The following is a 16,755-nucleotide window of genomic DNA, read 5'->3' as shown; positions in this document are numbered from 1 at the left end:
ATGGGCCCATCATCCCGTTTCCGGGCCGCCCCGCCGTGTGCGGCCGCCCAAGAGCCCTGTTACTGGTTGTTCTGCCGGCCCAGGAAGCGCGGAATATCGACCCCGTCATCCTTGTCCTGAGCGTCGCCGTCGCTGTCGGGCGACGCCGAGCCGCGCGACAGGCGCGACATGCGTTCGAACAAGGTTCCACCGCCGATGGCGCGCGCGGGCGCCTCTTCGGCCACCGGAGCGGGAGCGACCGGCGCGGGGCGATAGTCGGCCACCGGCGCCGCGGGCTCGCCGAGCACGAGCTCGTCCGCCGTGTCGTCATAGGTCGCCGCAACCTCGGAGAGCTCCATCGGCTCTTCCTCGGCCTCGGCCACGACGTCCGCCTGCGGCGCTTCGGGCTCGGCAGGCCCGCCGAGCGAGAAGCCCGGCGTCGGATCGCTGTCCCCTTCGGCTTCGGGCGCCGAAACGACCGGCGTTTCGGGGATCGCCGACTCCATCGCCTGTTCGACGACGGGGGCCGCTGGCGCGGGCGCCACGGTCCGCGCGGGCGCGAAGGAAAAGCTGCGCGTCGCGGGCGCCGCGGCGGCGGATTCGCCCGTGCCGTCGATGCCGGTCGCGACGACCGAGACGCGAATCTTGCCTTCGAGATTCTCGTTGAAGGCGCTGCCCCAGATGATGTTGGCGTCGGGATCGACCAGTTCGCGGATATGGTTCGCGGCCTCGTCGACCTCCATCAGGCGCATGTCCTCGCCGCCGACGATCGACACGATCACGCCCTTGGCGCCCGCCATCGACACGCCGTCGAGCAGCGGGTTGGCGATCGCCTTCTGCGCGGCTTCCAGCGCGCGGCCATCGCCTTCGGCTTCGCCGGTGCCCATCATCGCCTTGCCCATCTCGCGCATCACGCTGCGCACGTCGGCGAAGTCGAGGTTGATGAGGCCGGGCATGACCATCAGGTCGGTGATGCCGCGCACGCCCTGCTGGAGCACCTCGTCGGCCATGCTGAACGCTTCCTTGAAGGTCGTGTTCGGATTGGCGACGAGGAAGAGATTCTGGTTCGGGATGACGATCAGCGTGTCGACATGATCCTGCAGCTCGGCGATGCCGGCCTCGGCGGAGCGCATGCGGCGCTGGCCTTCGAAGGTGAAGGGCTTGGTGACGACGCCGACGGTCAGGATGCCGCGGTCGCGCGCCGCCTTGGCGATCACCGGCGCCGCACCGGTGCCGGTACCGCCGCCCATGCCGGCCGCGACGAAGCACATGTGCGCGCCGTTGAGCGCCTCTTCGACCTGCGCGATGCTTTCCTCGGCCGCGGCGCGCCCGACCTCGGGCCGCGAACCCGCGCCCAGGCCCTGGGTGATCTGCGTACCGAGCTGGATGCGGCGCTCGGCCGGCGATGCATTGAGCGCCTGCGCGTCGGTGTTGGCGACGACGAAATCGACGCCCTCGACGCGGGCGGCGATCATGTTGGCGATGGCATTGCCCCCCGCGCCGCCGACGCCGATGACCGCGATCCGCGGCTTCAGTTCATCGACCTGCGGCGGGCCAATATCGATGCTCATCAAATTATCTCCCTGCAGCGGCGAACCTCTGCCGCTTGCCTCACCATGCGACCCAAACGGACGGTGGTCCCGCCGCCCGGATTCCTGCCTGTGCATTGCACTATTGTGACGCCGGAATCACCCAAAAAATTAACCTTTTCGTCGCGCTGCCATCAAAAGCTGCTTTTCAATGCCGTGACCAGCCGTTGCAGGATCGAAGCGCCCTTGGGGCGATAGACATCCTGCGCCATCGTCGGCAGATCGCGCAGGTCGACCGGGTCGGACGCCGCATAGAGAACCAGACCCGCGAGCGTCGCGAAAGCCGGTCCCGAATGGGCATCGGGCAAGCCGTGCAAGCCGCGCGGTCGCCCGATGCGGGCGGCGCGGCCGAGCGCGCTCTGCGTATAGTCGGCGATGCCCTTGAGGTCGGCGCCGCCGCCGACGAGCACGACCTGGCGGCCGATCGGGCCGACGAAATGGAGGTCCTTCAGCGTCCGGCCGATCTCCCCCATCATCGCGTCGAGGCGCTGGCGGATGACCGAGACGAGCTGGGCGCGGGTGATGCGTGGAGACTCGCTGCCCGCGGGCGCGCCGGGGTCGAGCTCGATGATCTCGTTATTGTCGCGCGGGCTCGCCGAGGCCGAGCCGTAGAAGCTTTGCAGCCGCTGCGCCTGGCTTCGCCTGATTCCGAAGGCCGAGGCGATGTCGTCGGTGATGTCGGTCGCGCCGAAGGGCAGCGACACCATTTCGACGAGCATCCCGCCGGCGTAGAGCGACACGGTGGTCACCGCCGCGCCGAGTTCGACGAGCGCAACGCCGAGGTCGCGTTCCTCTTCGGAGAGGCACGCGAGCCCCGCCGCGATCGGCGAGGCGACGACCGCATTGACGTCGAGATGCGCCTGGCGCACCGCCGCCTCCAGGTTCCGCACCGGGGCGCCATCGGCCATGATGATGTGGATGTCGACGCCAAGACGGTCGGCGTGGAGACCGATCGGGTTCTTGACCCCGGTGAGCCCGTCGAGCGTGTAGAGCGCGGGCTGGGCGTGGAGGATCATCCGCCCCTCGGGGTCGATGCCCGCGCGGCCGGCGGCGAGGAGGTCGTCGACATCCTCCTGCTCGATGCGGTGCCCGCCGAGTTCGCTTTCGATCGGCGCGACGTCGCTGACGAGGCCGCCGGCGGAAAAGGCGACCCAGACGTCGTCGATGTTGAGCCCCGCGATCCGCTCGGCCTGCTCGATCGCCTCGCGCACGATATGCTCGGTCTGCTCCATGTCGGCGACATAGCCGCGCTGGACCCCGCGGCTCTCGCGCTGGCCGGTGCCGAGGACGTGGAGCTGCCCGTCGGCGGTCTGGCCCGCGATCAGGGCGCAGACCTTCCACGACCCGACATCGAGCGCGGTGATGATCTTCTCGATGCGCGGCGGCGCCATGCTATGCGGTTCCTATCCTTCGTTCGCGGTGCTCGCGGCGAGGGCGTCGGCGGCCTCGCGCGCGGCGTCGAGCTTCGCGGGGGCCACCTGCCCCTCGTGCGGCAGGCGTAGCACGAAACGATCCGGATCGCGCATGTCGAAACGCAATATGCCGCGGCCCAGCAGCCGGTTGGCGCCGTCCATATGCGCGAATTTGGCGAGCGCCGCCTTCGCCTCCATCTCGCCCTCGGGCAGCGACAGCGTCTCGCCGCTGCGGAAGCGGAGATCCCAGCGACGGTTGCCGACCCAGGTCGCGCCCGCGAGCAGCTCCTTCAAGCTGCTCGCCTCGGCGAGCAGGCGATCGAGATCCTGTGAGCGCTGGTTCGCCTTTGGCCCGATGACGAGCGGCAGGTCGGGCATCGTCGCGACGCTCACCGGTTCGAGCACCACGCCCTTTTCGTCGATCAGCGACAGGCGGCCGCCATTCTGCCAGATCGCCGCCGGGGTGCGCTCGACGATGTCGACGACGAGGGTGTCGGGCAGCCGCCGCGACACGCGCGCATCCTTGATCCAGCCGTATTTCATCAGGTCGTGGCGGACGTCCTGAAGGTCGACCGCGGCCATCGAGCGGTTCTTCTGCGCGAGCGCGATGTCATAGACCTTGAGCCGGTCGATCCGCTCGGCGCCGACAACCTCGACCTTCTTGACCTGAAAGCCCGCACGGCCGACGACCTGCGCCCATTCCTCCTGCACCTTCTGCGTCACCCCGGTCGCATGCGCGCCGACCGCGAGGACGCCGGCGAGGCTGAGGCCGATCGTCCAGTTGGCGACGCGCTGGAGCGCCTGCGGACTGATCGGCAGCGCGTTGATGATCGCGTCGACCCGCGACGTCCTGACCGTCCGGCGCTTCTTCGGCGCGCGCGCCGGGCGGCGCGGCGGCGCCTTGGCGCGCTTGATCCGCGTGCTGCTCATAACGCTTCCTCCACGATGCGTTCGACGAGTTCGGCATAGTCGATGCCGATGGCGCGCGCCTGTTCGGGGACGAGGCTCAGCGGGGTCATGCCGGGCTGGGTATTGACCTCGAGCAGGAAGATGCCGGCGAGGCCATGCTCGTCGTCCCAGCGGAAGTCGGAGCGCGAGGCGCCCTTGCAGCCGAGCAGGCGGTGCGCCTCGACCGCGAGGCTCTTCATCCGTTCGGCGACCTCTGCCGGCACGTCGGCCGGGCAGACATGCTCGGTGAGCCCCTCGGTATATTTGGCGTCATAGTCGTAGAAGCCCGATTTGACGCGCAGTTCGGTGACCCCGAGCGCGGTGTCGCCGAGCACCGCGACGGTGAGCTCGCGCCCCTTGATGAAGGGTTCGGCGAGCAGGCGGTCGAACTCCTGCCAGGGACCCACCGCCTCGCGCGCGATCGGGTTGCCGTAATTGCTGTCGTCCTTGACGATCGCGACGCCGACCGACGAGCCTTCGTTGACGGGCTTCAGGACATAGGGGCGCGGCAAGGGGTCGGCTGAAAACAGGCTTTCGCTGTCGACCATCACCCCCGTTGGCATCGGGATTCCATGCGGCACAAGCGCCTGCTTCGTCAACTCCTTGTCGATCGCGATTACCGAGGTGACCAGCCCGCTGTGGGTATATTTGAGGCCCATCAGGTCGAGCATGCCCTGCACCGTCCCGTCCTCGCCAGGGACGCCGTGGAGCGCGTTGAACACGATGTCGGGCTTCGCCTCGGCAAGCCGCAGCGCGATGTCGCGGTCCATGTCGATGCGCGTGACCCGGTGCCCGCGCGATTCGAGCGCGTCTGCGATGCCCTTGCCGCTCATCAGCGACACCTCGCGCTCGGCCGACCAGCCGCCCATCAGGACGGCGACATGCCAGGGGCCGCGGCTCGTCATAAGCCCCTCCCCTTCAGGGGAGGGGTTGGGGTGGGGGCTCGAAGCGTTGCGCGAGGCATCTGGCCCCCACCCGCTGCGACTAGCGAGCAAGCTCGCAAGTCTCGCTGCCCTCCCCTGAAGGGGAGGGAGAACGTATGGCCACTCACTTCGCCACTCCCACGCGCTGAATCTCCCATTGCAGTTCGATGCCGCTTCTGGCCTTCACCCGGCGACGGACTTCCTCGCCGAGCGCTTCGATATCGGCGCTCGTCGCATCGCCGGTGTTGATCAGGAAATTGGTGTGTTTCTCGCTGACCTGCGCGCCACCGACCGCGAAACCGCGGCACCCGGCCTCGTCGACAAGCTGCCACGCCTTGTGCCCGTCGGGGTTCTTGAAGGTTGAGCCACCGGTCTTCGAGCGCAGCGGCTGCGACGCCTCGCGGCTCGCCGAGATGCGGTCCATTTCGGCCTGAATGACTTCGGGCTCGTCTCGATGCCCTCGAAAAGTGGCGCCGATCACGACCGCGCCTTCGGGCAACTCACTGTGGCGATATGTGTAGCCAAGCTCGTCGAGGCCAAGAAATTTGCGTTGCCCTGACCGCAGAACGACTTCGCAGTCGATCAGGATATCCTTCACCTCGCTGCCATAGGCGCCGCCGTTCATGCGGACGAAGCCGCCGACAGTGCCGGGGATCGAGCGCAGGAATTCCATCCCCGCGACCCCGGCGTCGCGCGCGGTCGAGGAGACGAGGATACCCGACGCCCCGCCCCCACAACGAAGTGTCGTCCCGTCGAACACTTCGACCTTCGCAAAAGCCTTCCCCAACCGGACGACAACGCCTGGAAAGCCGCCGTCGCGGACGATGAGGTTCGAGCCGAGACCCAAGGCCATCACGGGGACGGCGGGGTCGAGGTCGCGCAGGAAATCGGCCAGGTCGTCGGCGTCCCTCGGCTCGAACAGCCAGTCGGCGGGGCCGCCCGACTTGAACCAGACGAGCGGGGCGAGCGGGGCTCGAGGGGTGAGCTTGCCGCGGACGGCGGGGAGGGTTTGGGTGGTCATTGGCCACCGTCCTTCATTTTTTCGTCACCCTGAACTTGTTTCAGGGTCCATGGCCGGACGTCGAAACTCGCGCCGCGCCAACCGAGAGAGCAGGCCATGGATGCTGAAACAAGTTCAGCATGACGGGTGAATGAGAGGCTCACTTTGCTTCCCCCACCGCCGCGGCCAGTCCCGCCGCGATCTTGGTGATGTCGCCCGCGCCGAGGCAGATGATCCGGTCGCCCGCGCCGATGGCGCCCGAGCGGATCGCATCGGCGACCGTCGCGGCGAGCGCGGCGGCGTCGGCGACGGTCGAGGCGTGGCGGTGGCCGCGGTCGCGGAGGCCCTGGGCGAGCGCGTCGGACGATATGCCCTCGATCGGTGCCTCGCCCGCGGCATAGACCGGAAGCGCAAGGACCATGTCGGCGTCGTTGAACGCCTGCTGAAAGTCGTCCATGTGATCGCGCAGGCGCGTAAATCGGTGCGGCTGGACGACGGCGACGACGCGCCCCGCCCCCGCCCCTTCGCGCGCGGCGGAGAGGACGGCACGGATTTCGACCGGGTGATGGGCGTAATCGTCGATCACCGTCACCACGCCCTCACCCGCCGCGATCTCGCCGACCTTGGTGAAGCGGCGCTTGACCCCCGCGAAGCCGTCGAAGCCCGTCGCGATTCTCTCGTCCGAAACGCCCATGTGCAGCGCCACCGCAATCGCGGCGAGCGCATTCTGGACATTGTGGCGGCCCGACATCGGCAGGTGGATGCCTTCGATCGTCCGGCTGTTGCCGTCGCGGTCGCGCACGACGACGTCGAAACGGTTGCCGTCGGGCCCGGGCGTCACATTGGTGCCGCGCACATCGGCCTGGGCCGAGAAGCCATAGGTGACGATGCGGCGGTCGCGGATGCGCGGGATGATCGCCTGCACCTCGGGATGGTCGAGGCAGAGCATCGCCGCGCCATAGAAAGGCACATTCTCGATGAATTCGACGAAGGCGGCCTTGATCGCGTCGAAGCTGCCGTAGTGATCGAGATGCTCGGGATCGATGTTGGTGACGACCGCGATCGTGCCGTCGAGACGCAGGAAACTGCCGTCGCTCTCGTCGGCCTCAACCACCATCCAGTCGCTGGCGCCGAGGCGCGCGTTCGAGCCGTAATTGTTGATGATGCCGCCGTTGATCACGGTGGGGTCGATCCCGCCCGCGTCGAGCAGCGCGGCGACGAGGCTGGTCGTCGTCGTCTTGCCGTGCGTCCCCGCGATCGCGACGGTCGATTTCAAACGCATCAGCTCGGCGAGCATCTCGGCACGGCGGACGATGGGAATGCGGTGCGCGAGCGCGGCCTCGACCTCGGGGTTTCCGCGCTTGACGGCGGTCGAGGTGACGACGACCGCCACGCCGTCGACGTTCGCGGCTTCGTGTCCGATCGCGACCTTGATCCCGCGCTTGCGCAGGCCCTCGACGACGTAGCTGTCGGCGATGTCGCTGCCCTGCACCTGATAGCCGAGGTTGTGCATCACCTCGGCGATGCCCGACATGCCGATGCCGCCGATGCCGATGAAATGGATGACGCCGATGTCTGTCGCAACGCCGCGCATCACTCGGCCTCCCGCCGCGCCGCGGCGATGCCGCTCGCGGCCGATCGCTGCGCGCTGGCGCCGACGCGGATCACGTCCATCAGCGGCGGCGGCACGAAGCTCTCGACAAGGTCGGCAAGATCGCGCGTCGCGTTGGGCAGACCGCAGCTCGCGGCATTGTCCGCCGCCGCCTCGATCGCGCCGGGTTCGAGCGCCATGCGCTGGAGCTGCTTCGCGACATGGGCGGGGGTGAATTCGGCCTGCGCGAAGGATTGCGCGCCGCCCGCCTCGACGAGATCGACGACATTATAGCTTTGGTGGTCGTCCATCGCGTGCGGATAGGGCACGAAGATCGCGGGGCGCCCGGCGCAGGCGAGCTCGGCCACCGTCGAGGCGCCGGCGCGCGCGATGACGAGGTGCGCCCAGCGCAGCCGGTCGGGGAAGTCGGCGATATAGGGCGCGCATTCCGCGGCGACGCCGAGTTCGGCATATTTGGCCCGCACCGCTTCGATATCGGCGTCGCGCGCCTGCTGGACGATCTGCAACCGGTCGAGCAGCGCGCGCGGCAGCATCGCGACCGCGGCGGGCACGACCTCGCTGAGCACCGTCGCGCCGAGGCTGCCGCCGACAACGAGCAGGCGGAAGATGCCGTCCTCGGGCAGCGGCGGGAAGCCCTCGTCGCGGATCGCGACGATCTCCTCGCGCACCGGATTGCCGGTCAGGTGGCGCTTCATTTCGCATTTGGCGGGGAAGCGGTGGATGTTGCGATAGGCGACCGCGATTCCGTCGACCTGGCGTGCCATCAGCCGGTTGGTGCGGCCGAGCACCGCATTCTGCTCGTGGATCACGCTCGGCGTCTTCGTCGCGCGCGCGGCGAGCAGGCTGGGGAGCGAGGGGTAGCCGCCGAAGCCGACGACGACCGCGGGATCGAAGCTGCGGATCAGCTCGATCGCCTGCCGGCGCCCCTTGCGGATCGCGAGCGCCGCCTTGACCCAGCCGACCGGGCCGCCCGCGACGCGCCCGGCGGGGAGGACATGCGTTTCGAGCTCTGCCGGCGCGCCGGGAATCTTGAGGCCGCGGTCGTCGCTGACCAGCGCGACGCGGTGCCCGCGTGCGATCAGTTCGCCCGCCAGCGCATAGGCGGGGAGCATATGGCCGCCGGTGCCGCCGGCGGCGAGAAGGAAGTGGCGCGTCGCGGTCATCGGGGGGCGGTCATTTCTTGTTCCAGTTGCGGGTCATCGACACCCGCGCCGCATAGGGGTTCCGCCGGGTCAGCGACAAGAGCAAACCCATGCCGATCGACAAAGCGAGCATCGACGAGCCGCCATAGCTGATGAACGGCAATGTCATCCCCTTTGACGGGAAGAGCTGGGTGTTCACCGCCATGTTGATCACCGCCTGGCCGCCGAACTGCGCGACGAGGCCGCAGACCGCGAGGATCAGGAAGCTGTCCTCCTCGTCGAGCAGGCGGACGAGCACGCGGACGATGATCGCGAGATAGAGGATCGCGATCGCGATGCAGGCGATGATCCCGAACTCCTCGCCGATCACCGAGAAGATATAGTCGGTATGCGCCTCGGGAAGCTGGAACTTGGCAAGCCCCGCGCCGGGGCCGGTGCCGATCAGCCCGCCGGCGGTGAGCGTCGCGTGCGCCTTGTCGACCTGGAAGCTGTCGCCCTCCGCAAAGAGCCAGATGTTGATGCGCTGCTGCGCGACCGGGTAGAAGAAATAGGCGAGGACCAGCCCGACGAGCCCCGCGACGCCGAGCCCCGCCATGATCCGCATCGACAGGCCGGCGACGAGCACGAGGACGAACCAGGTCGCGGCGAAGATGATCGTCTGGCCGAGGTCGGGCTGGCCCATCAGCAGCACCGCGATCACTCCGGTCAGCACGAAGGACAGCGGCACGACGGGCAGAGTCTGGTCGTGGAGGCGGAGCGAGAGGACCCAGGCGAGCGCGACCGCGAAGAAGGGTTTGAGGAACTCCGACGGCTGGAGGCGGAACATGCCGCTGCCGATCCAGCGCTGCGCGCCGTTCACCGAGGTGCCGATCAGCGGCACGAGGAAGAGCAGGGCAAGAAAGGTCAGCGTGCCGTAGATGGCGAAACGCCGCGCCTGCGCCTTGGGCAGCATCGAGATGGCGAGCATCACCGGCACGCCGACGATCACCCACATGAGCTGGCGATAGAAATAATAGAGCGGGTCGAGGCTGGCGGTCGTCGTCGACAGCTTTTGCGCCGCGACAGGCGAGGCGGCGGCGACGGCGACGAGGCCGATCGCGATCAGCATCGAGACGAGGAGGAGGAGCACCCGGTCGATTTCCCAGAACCAGAGGCCGAGCGGGGTGCGGTCGGCGCGGCTGAGGCGCGGCCCGCGGCGCTTGACGCTGCGCGTGGTCGCGATGATCGGCCGCTCGCCTGCCCTGTCCATATTGTCCATCCCCCCGCTCATGCCCCGAGCGCCTTGACGAGGCTGCGGAACTGGTCGCCGCGCGCCTCATAATCCTTGAACTGGTCGAACGACGCGCAGGCCGGCGAGAGGAGGACAATGTCCCCCGGCTTGGCCGCTGCCGCCGCGTGTGCGACCGCGGTCGCGAGGTCGCCGGCGCGGTCGACGGGAAGTGCATCGCCGATCTCCGCGGCGAAACCCTCCATCGCCTCGCCGATCAGATAGGCGCGCTTGACGTGGCTGAACCAGGGGCGGCACGCCTCCAGCCCGTCACCCTTCGCCAGTCCGCCGGCGATCCAGTGCAAACGCTGGTCCGGCGCCGGCGGAAAGGCCGCCAGCGCCGGTGCAGCGGAAGCCGCGTTGGTCGCCTTGCTGTCGTTGAACCAGCGGACGCCAGCGACTTCGCCGACCAATTCCATTCGGTGCGGAAGCGCGTGATAGGTCGCGAGCCCGCGTTCGATCGCCTCGTCATCGAGCCCGAGCACGCGGCACACCGCGATCGCGCACACCGCGTTTTGGGCATTGTGCGGGCCCTGCAACGCGGGCCAGCGCGCCTGGTCGGCGGGGTCGACATCCTTTGCCGAGACGCGGAAGAGGCGGTGATTGACGTGGCTCGCGACCATCTTCGAGCGGTCGTCGTCGGTGGCGACGATCGCGACCTGATCGCGGTGCTGAAGGCTGAACAGCCGCGCCTTCGACGCCGCATAGCCCGCGAAATCGTCGTAGCGGTCGAGATGGTCGGGGGTGATGTTGGTGAGCACCGCGACGTCGCACGCCAGACTTTGCGCGAGGTCGATCTGGTAGCTCGACAGTTCGAGCACATAGACCCCGTCTTCTGGGAGCGGATCGCGCGCGAGGATCGGCAGGCCGATGTTGCCGCCCATCAGCGCGGGAACCCCTGCGCTTTCGAGCATGTGGGTGACGAGCGCGGTGACGGTCGACTTGCCGTTGGTGCCGGTGATGCCGACGACGCGGTGCGGCGGCAGTTCGGCGCGCGCTTCGGCGAACAGCTCGATATCGCCGATCACCGGCACATGCGCCGCGCGCGCATGGGCGGCGATCGGGTGGCGGTTGAGCGGCACTCCGGGCGAGACGACGACCCCCGCGAAACCGATGAGGTCGATCGCGAGCGGATCACCGATGTCGGCGCCGAGCGCCATCGCCTCGTCGCGCGCCTCCTCGCGCGTGTCCCACGCGGTAACGCCGGCGCCGCTGGCGACCAGCGCCTCGACGGTCGCGAGCCCCGAGCGCGCCAGTCCCAGCACCGCGTAGCGGCGACCGGCAAAGGCGCGCGAAGTGATCACCGCAGCTTCAAGGTCGCGAGCCCCGCGAGCGCGAGGACGATCGAGACGATCCAGAAGCGGATGACGACGGTCGATTCGGGCCAGCCGAGTTGCTCGAAATGATGATGGATCGGCGCCATGCGAAAGACGCGCTTGCCGGTGCGCTTGTACCAGAAGACCTGGATGATCACCGACAAGGCCTCGACCACGAACAGCCCGCCGACGAGGACGAGGACGAGTTCGTGCTGCGCGGTCACCGCGATCGTCGCGAGCGCGCCGCCGAGCGCAAGGCTGCCGGTGTCGCCCATGAAGACGGCGGCGGGGGGCGCGTTGAACCACAGGAAGGCGAGGCAGGCGCCGATGATGGCCGCGGCGAAGATCGCAAGCTCGCCCGCGCCGGGCACGTGCGGGATGCCGAGATAGCCCGCGAACTTCGCGTTGCCCGAAAGATAGACGATGACGAGGAAGGCAAGGCTGGCGATGATCACCGGGAAGGTCGCGAGCCCGTCGAGCCCATCGGTGAGGTTCACCGCATTGCCGAAGCCGACGATCAACACCATCGCGAAGACGTAATAGAGCGGCCCGAGCGGGATATAGGCGTCGTTGAGGAACGGCAGATAGAGGTCGGTGCCGGTGCGAGAGACGATCAGCAGCACCGCGATCCCCGCGATCGCGAATTCGAGCAGCAACCGCACGCGCCCCGGAATTCCGCGGTGGCTGGCCTTGGTCACCTTATCGAGATCGTCCATGAAGCCGACCGCGGCGAAACCGCCGGTGACGAAGATGCACGCCCAGACGAAGCGGTTGGAGAGGTCCATCCACAGAAGCGCCGAGATCATCAGCGCGATCAGGATCATCAGCCCGCCCATCGTCGGCGTGCCCTTTTTCGCGAGATGGCTCTGCGGCCCGTCGTCGCGGATCGGCTGCCCCTTCCCCTGCCGCATTCGCAGCATCAGGATGAAGCGCGGGCCGATCCACAGCCCGATGATCAGCGCGGTCGCCACCGCCGCCCCTGAACGGAAGCTCAGATAGCGAATCAGGTTGAGCGCCCCCGGAAAGCCTAGCCATTCCGCCAGCCAGTACAGCATCAATAATCCCCGTTGGTCAGCGCGGTCACGACGTGCGACAGGCCGACGCTGTTCGATCCCTTGACCAGCACGACGTCGCCGGCGCGGATCACGTCCCTCAGCCGCGCGGTGGCGGCCGAGTGGGCGGGCACATGCTCGAAATCGATGCGCCCCTCAAGCGCTTTGGCGAGCGGCGCCATCTCTTCGCCGACAAGCAGGGCGAATTGCACCCCGGCTGCGACGAGCGGAGCGGCGAGGGTGGCGTGATACGCTTCTCCGCCGGTCCCGAGCTCCTTCATGGCGCCGAGAATCGCGACCTTGCGGCCCGCGGATTCGCTGCCGAGCTGGCCGATCGTCGCCGCCATGGAGGCCGGGTTGGCGTTGTAGCTTTCGTCGATCAGCAGGATCGCCCCGCCCTCGACCGCGATCCGGTGCCGCGCGCCGCGCCCCGCGAGCCCCGCCATTTCGGCGAAGGCAAGCCCCGCCGCCGGCAGATCGCCGCCGACCGCCTTGACCGCCGCGAGCACCGCCAGCGCGTTCGACACCCAGTGCGCGCCCGCCTGCGCGATGGTGAAGCAGAGCAGCGCATCCTGAACCTGTGCGGTGACGAGCGAGCCCCCCTGCCCGTCGGGCAGCCAGTCGACCGCGCGCACGTCGGCGCCTTCGCCGAGGCCGAAGCTGACGACATGCGCCGCATGTTGCTCCGCCTTGGCGCGCAGTCGCGCATAATGTGGGCTGTCGAAGGGAAGGATCGCGGTGCCGCCAGGCTCGAGCCCTTCGAAAATCTCCCCCTTCGCGTCGGCGATCGCCTCTTCGCTGCCGAAATATTCCATGTGCGCGGGCGCGATCGTCGTAACGATGGCGACGTGCGGGCGCACCATGCGGGTCAGCGCGGCAAGTTCGCCCGCATGGTTCATCCCCATTTCGAACACGCCATAGTCGGCGGCCCTGGGCATGCGCGCGAGGCTGAGCGGCACGCCGACATGATTGTTGTAGCTCTTGACCGACCGGTGCGCCTTGCCGGGGCGGAAGCGGTCGAGCGCGGCGAACAGCGCCTCCTTCGTGCCCGTCTTCCCCGCCGATCCGGTGACGCCGATGATCCGGCCATGGCTGCGCGCGCGCGATGCGACGCCGAGCGCGTTCAGCGCCGCGGCGCTGTCGGCGACGCGGACGTGCGGATGGTCGATCGCGGTTTCGCAGACGATGCCCGCGGCGCCCGCCGCGATCGCCTTGTCGATGAACTGGTGGCCGTCGGTCGCCTCTCCCTTCATCGCGACGAACAGGTCGCCCTTCGTCACCTCGCGCGAATCGAAAGCGACGCCCTGCACGGTGAAGTCGGCGCTCGCCGTCCCGCCCGTCGCCGCCGCGATGGCGCGCGCGGTCCACAGCGGGGTCATGCCGCGGCCTCGCGCGCGACGGCAACGTCGTCGAAGGGAATGACGCGCATATCGGCGCCGGCGCCGACGATCTGGCCTTGTTCGTGCCCCTTGCCGGCGATGCAGACGATGTCGTCGGCGCGCGCCTCGGCGATCGCGGCGGCGACCGCGGCGCGGCGGTCGCCGATCATGCGCGCGCCCGGTGCGCCCTCGGCGATGGCTGCGCGGATGACGGCGGGGTCTTCGCCGCGCGGATTGTCGTCGGTGATGATCAGCACGTCGGCCTTGGCGGCGGCGAGGCGGCCCATTTCGGGGCGCTTGTCCTTGTCGCGGTCGCCGCCGGCGCCGAACACCAGGATCAACCGCCCGCTCGCGTGCGGACGCAGCGCGTCGAGCGCCGCCTTAATGGCGTCGGGCGTATGCGCATAGTCGACATAGACCGGCGCGCCGGCGCGGGTGATCGCCGCGCGTTCGAGCCGCCCGCGCACCGGCTGGAGCCGCGCGAGATTGGCGAGCGTCTGCTGGACATCGCCCCCAGTCGCGATGACGAGCCCCGCCGCGACGAGCGCATTCGCCGCCTGATAGGCGCCGATCAGCGGCAGCGTGACCTTCTGCGCCAGTGGTCCCGCCTGAATCAGCAGCGACTGGCCGAGTTGCGTCGGCTCGCGCGAGACGAGGCGCAGCGCGCTGCCCTCGCGACCCACGGTCATGATGCGAAGGCCGCGCTGTTCCGCCTCATATTCGGCCGCGGGCGACCACATCATATCGTCGGCCCAGATCACCGCCGCGCCGTCGGGGTCGACGACTTCACGGAACAGGCGCATCTTGGCGGCCAGATAGGCGTACATGTCGCCATGATAATCGAGATGGTCGTGGCTGAGATTGGTGAAGGCCGCGGCCTTCACCGGCAGCCCTTCGGTGCGATACTGGTCGAGTCCGTGACTCGACGCCTCGAACGCCGCGTGGGTCACGCCCTCGGCGGCGAGGCCTGACATGTTCGACAGGAAGGTGACGATGTCGGGCGTCGTCAGCCCGGTCGAGGCGCTGTCGTTCGAGGTGGTGATGCCGAGCGTGCCGACCGAGGCGGCGTTATACCCCGCCATCCGCCAGAGCTGGCGCGTCATCTCGACCGTCGAGGTCTTGCCGTTGGTGCCGGTGACCGCGACGCAGGTCGCGGGAAAGCGGTGAAAGAAGCGCGCCGCGATATGCGCGAAGGCGCGGCGTGGATTGGCGTCGGCGATGTGCACCGCGCCCTCGACCTTCGCCTCGGGCCGCGCGACGACGGCGATCGCCCCCGCTTCGATGGCGGCGGAAATGAAATCCTCGCCGTTGAATTTTTCGCCGACGAAGGCGCCGAAGATCGTGCCGGGCGCGACCTTGCGATGGTCGATGGCGAGGCCGGTGACCACGGGGTCGGCATCGAGGGGGGCCGGAGTGTCGAGCAGCGCCGCGAGACGCATCAGTCCTCTTTCCCGTTCTTCCAGAGCAGCGGGGTCAGTTCGGACACATCGACGTCGCGGCTTTCGTCGGGAAACACGCCGAGCATCGGGCCCGCGCGCATCACTACCTGCTTGACCACCGGCGCCGCGGTATAGCCCGCGGTGCGCTGACCAAAGCTGAAGGCGTTGCCCTTGGGCTCGTCGATCATGACCAGGACGACGTAGCGCGGATTGTCCATCGGGAAAGCGGCTGAAAAGGTCGAAACGAGTGAGTGGCGGCGATAGCCGCCCGCGCCCGGCTTTTCGGCGCTGCCCGTCTTGCCGCCGACGCGGAAGCCCGGCGCGTCGGCGTTGCGGCCGGTGCCGTCGGAGACGATCAGGCGCAGAAGCTGGCGCATCCGCGCGCTGGTCGACGCCTTGAACACGCGGCGGCCCTGCGGCGGCGCCTTGTCGCCGAGCTTGAGCAGGGTCGCGGGGCGCCAGATACCGCCGTTGACCAGCGCGGCATAGGCGCTGGCGAGGTGGAGCGGCGTGACCGCGATGCCGTGGCCGTAACTCGTCGTCATGGTGGTGACGCGGCCCCAGTCCCTCGGCCATAGCGGGAAAGCGCGCTCCTTGAGCTCGATATGCGGACGCCCGTCGAATTCGAGGCTGCGGAACAGCTCCTCCATCTTTTCGCGGCCGAGCTGGTCGCCGATCTGCGCGGTGACGATGTTCGAGCTGTGGATCAGCGTTTCCGGGACGTTGAGCCAGCGGTTCATCATGTGCGAATCGCGGATGCGGAAGCCCGCGATCGCCAGCGGCTTTGTCGCATCGTAGCGCTTCGCCATGCTGGTGACGACGCCATTGTCGATCGCGGCGCCGATCGTCAGTGGCTTGAAGGTCGATCCGAGCTCGTAGAGATTATAGGTCACCGCGTTGCGCCGCGCGGCCATGTTGCCGCCGACCAGCTTGTTGGGATTATAGGTGGGCAGCGAGGTCATCGCGAGCACTTCGCCCGTGTGGACATCCAGAATGATGCCGGCGCCGCCGATCGCCTCGAGATTGGTGACCGCCGAGCCCAGTTCGCTTTCGAGCACGCCCTGGACGCGCGCGTCGATCGACAGCGCCAGCGGCTCGCCGCGGGTCGCCTTGTCGGTCAGCCGATTTTCGAACGCGCCTTCGACCCCGGTAACGCCCTCGCCGTCGGCATTGATGAAGCCGAGCACGTGCGCTGCCAGGGTCAGCTGCGGATAGAGGCGTTCCTTTTCGCGCGGGAAGTCGAAGCCGATGTCGCCGATCGCGTTCACCGCCGCGACCTGATCGGGCAAGGCGCGGCGGCGGATATAGGTGGCGCGCGGCCCGGTCAGCTTTGCGAGCAGGTCCTCGCGCGGCATGTCGGGAAAGATGTGGTGGAGTTCGGTTGCCAGATATTGCGGGTCGTTGAGCAGCTTCGACGGCACGACGCGGATCGAATAGCCGTCGATCGTTCGCGCGAGCGGCACGCCGTTGCGATCGACGATGTCGGCGCGCACCGGCACGAAGGCGGTCGAGGCCGAACCATGCCCCGACGCGGTGTCGAACAGCGCGAAATAGAGGAGCCGCACCGACACGAGGAAGAAGGCCGCCATGAACAGCAGCATCAGGATCATCAGCCGCTGCTGCGCGGTCAGCAATATCTGCTGCCGCACGCCCGCGGTGCGCACCCTTGCCGGACGGACGACCAGCGTGTTCATCGC

13 protein-coding genes are annotated in these 16,755 nt (G+C 68.4%); all 13 read right to left on the bottom strand.

Annotated elements, in window-relative coordinates; all coding sequences use genetic code 11:
- Nucleotides 1-59 precede the first annotated feature (59 nt).
- A complete protein-coding gene (ftsZ, locus tag ACOTSS_RS04255; RefSeq protein WP_448690289.1) occupies nucleotides 60-1,550 on the bottom strand; it encodes a cell division protein FtsZ in 1,491 nt (496 codons plus the stop codon).
- 152 nt (nucleotides 1,551-1,702) lie between these two features.
- On the bottom strand, nucleotides 1,703-2,959 hold the full coding sequence (gene ftsA, locus ACOTSS_RS04250) for a cell division protein FtsA (RefSeq protein ID WP_448690288.1): 1,257 nt from the start codon (nucleotides 2,957-2,959) through the stop codon (nucleotides 1,703-1,705).
- A 12-nt stretch (nucleotides 2,960-2,971) separates the two neighbouring features.
- A complete protein-coding gene (locus ACOTSS_RS04245; RefSeq protein WP_448690287.1) occupies nucleotides 2,972-3,910 on the bottom strand; it encodes a cell division protein FtsQ/DivIB in 939 nt (312 codons plus the stop codon).
- Nucleotides 3,907-4,833: a D-alanine--D-alanine ligase gene (locus tag ACOTSS_RS04240; RefSeq protein WP_448690286.1), complete on the bottom strand. Its 927-nt coding sequence runs from the start codon at nucleotides 4,831-4,833 to the stop codon at nucleotides 3,907-3,909. Before ACOTSS_RS04240 ends, ACOTSS_RS04245 begins: the two co-directional genes overlap by 4 nt.
- A 142-nt stretch (nucleotides 4,834-4,975) precedes the next feature.
- The gene (murB, locus tag ACOTSS_RS04235) at nucleotides 4,976-5,872 is read right to left on the bottom strand and encodes a UDP-N-acetylmuramate dehydrogenase (protein ID WP_448690285.1); all 897 of its coding nucleotides are present in this window, start codon (nucleotides 5,870-5,872) and stop codon (nucleotides 4,976-4,978) included.
- Nucleotides 5,873-6,011: 139 nt separating this feature from the next.
- On the bottom strand, nucleotides 6,012-7,445 hold the full coding sequence (gene murC / locus ACOTSS_RS04230) for a UDP-N-acetylmuramate--L-alanine ligase (RefSeq protein ID WP_448690284.1): 1,434 nt from the start codon (nucleotides 7,443-7,445) through the stop codon (nucleotides 6,012-6,014).
- Entirely contained in the window at nucleotides 7,445-8,626 is a 1,182-nt protein-coding gene (gene murG / locus ACOTSS_RS04225) for an undecaprenyldiphospho-muramoylpentapeptide beta-N-acetylglucosaminyltransferase (RefSeq protein ID WP_448690283.1), read from the bottom strand. Before murG ends, murC begins: the two co-directional genes overlap by 1 nt.
- Before the next feature lie 10 nt (nucleotides 8,627-8,636).
- The gene (locus ACOTSS_RS04220; protein WP_448690282.1) at nucleotides 8,637-9,875 is read right to left on the bottom strand and encodes an FtsW/RodA/SpoVE family cell cycle protein; all 1,239 of its coding nucleotides are present in this window, start codon (nucleotides 9,873-9,875) and stop codon (nucleotides 8,637-8,639) included.
- Entirely contained in the window at nucleotides 9,872-11,176 is a 1,305-nt protein-coding gene (gene murD, locus ACOTSS_RS04215) for a UDP-N-acetylmuramoyl-L-alanine--D-glutamate ligase (protein WP_448690281.1), read from the bottom strand. Before murD ends, ACOTSS_RS04220 begins: the two co-directional genes overlap by 4 nt.
- Complete coding sequence (mraY, locus tag ACOTSS_RS04210) at nucleotides 11,173-12,243, bottom strand: phospho-N-acetylmuramoyl-pentapeptide-transferase (protein WP_448690280.1); 1,071 nt, start codon at nucleotides 12,241-12,243, stop codon at nucleotides 11,173-11,175. The genes murD and mraY overlap by 4 nt, the downstream gene beginning before the upstream one ends.
- Nucleotides 12,243-13,619 (bottom strand): UDP-N-acetylmuramoyl-tripeptide--D-alanyl-D-alanine ligase, encoded by a 1,377-nt coding sequence (locus ACOTSS_RS04205; protein ID WP_448690279.1) that lies wholly within the window; start codon nucleotides 13,617-13,619, stop codon nucleotides 12,243-12,245. The genes mraY and ACOTSS_RS04205 overlap by 1 nt, the downstream gene beginning before the upstream one ends.
- The gene (locus ACOTSS_RS04200; RefSeq protein ID WP_448690278.1) at nucleotides 13,616-15,058 is read right to left on the bottom strand and encodes a UDP-N-acetylmuramoyl-L-alanyl-D-glutamate--2,6-diaminopimelate ligase; all 1,443 of its coding nucleotides are present in this window, start codon (nucleotides 15,056-15,058) and stop codon (nucleotides 13,616-13,618) included. Before ACOTSS_RS04200 ends, ACOTSS_RS04205 begins: the two co-directional genes overlap by 4 nt.
- The gene (locus ACOTSS_RS04195) at nucleotides 15,058-16,752 is read right to left on the bottom strand and encodes a peptidoglycan D,D-transpeptidase FtsI family protein (RefSeq protein ID WP_448690277.1); all 1,695 of its coding nucleotides are present in this window, start codon (nucleotides 16,750-16,752) and stop codon (nucleotides 15,058-15,060) included. The genes ACOTSS_RS04200 and ACOTSS_RS04195 overlap by 1 nt, the downstream gene beginning before the upstream one ends.
- Nucleotides 16,753-16,755 lie beyond the last annotated feature (3 nt).

The sequence above is a fragment of the Sphingopyxis sp. NJF-3 genome (assembly GCF_053514865.1).
This window is presented reverse-complemented; position numbering and strand designations above follow the sequence as displayed.

What these genes read in the sequence shown, in the direction of transcription:
- ACOTSS_RS04245 (WP_448690287.1), bottom strand. Translation starts at nt 3,910, where the DNA reads ATGAGCAGCACGCGGATCAAGCGCGCCAAGGCGCCGCCGCGCCGCCCG.
- ACOTSS_RS04200 (WP_448690278.1), bottom strand. Translation starts at nt 15,058, where the DNA reads ATGCGTCTCGCGGCGCTGCTCGACACTCCGGCCCCCCTCGATGCCGAC.
- ACOTSS_RS04195 (WP_448690277.1), bottom strand. Translation starts at nt 16,752, where the DNA reads ATGAACACGCTGGTCGTCCGTCCGGCAAGGGTGCGCACCGCGGGCGTG.
- ACOTSS_RS04240 (WP_448690286.1), bottom strand. Translation starts at nt 4,833, where the DNA reads ATGACGAGCCGCGGCCCCTGGCATGTCGCCGTCCTGATGGGCGGCTGG.
- ftsZ (WP_448690289.1), bottom strand. Translation starts at nt 1,550, where the DNA reads ATGAGCATCGATATTGGCCCGCCGCAGGTCGATGAACTGAAGCCGCGG.
- murB (WP_448690285.1), bottom strand. Translation starts at nt 5,872, where the DNA reads ATGACCACCCAAACCCTCCCCGCCGTCCGCGGCAAGCTCACCCCTCGA.
- mraY (WP_448690280.1), bottom strand. Translation starts at nt 12,243, where the DNA reads ATGCTGTACTGGCTGGCGGAATGGCTAGGCTTTCCGGGGGCGCTCAAC.
- murG (WP_448690283.1), bottom strand. Translation starts at nt 8,626, where the DNA reads ATGACCGCGACGCGCCACTTCCTTCTCGCCGCCGGCGGCACCGGCGGC.
- ACOTSS_RS04205 (WP_448690279.1), bottom strand. Translation starts at nt 13,619, where the DNA reads ATGACCCCGCTGTGGACCGCGCGCGCCATCGCGGCGGCGACGGGCGGG.
- murC (WP_448690284.1), bottom strand. Translation starts at nt 7,445, where the DNA reads ATGCGCGGCGTTGCGACAGACATCGGCGTCATCCATTTCATCGGCATC.
- ACOTSS_RS04220 (WP_448690282.1), bottom strand. Translation starts at nt 9,875, where the DNA reads ATGAGCGGGGGGATGGACAATATGGACAGGGCAGGCGAGCGGCCGATC.
- ftsA (WP_448690288.1), bottom strand. Translation starts at nt 2,959, where the DNA reads ATGGCGCCGCCGCGCATCGAGAAGATCATCACCGCGCTCGATGTCGGG.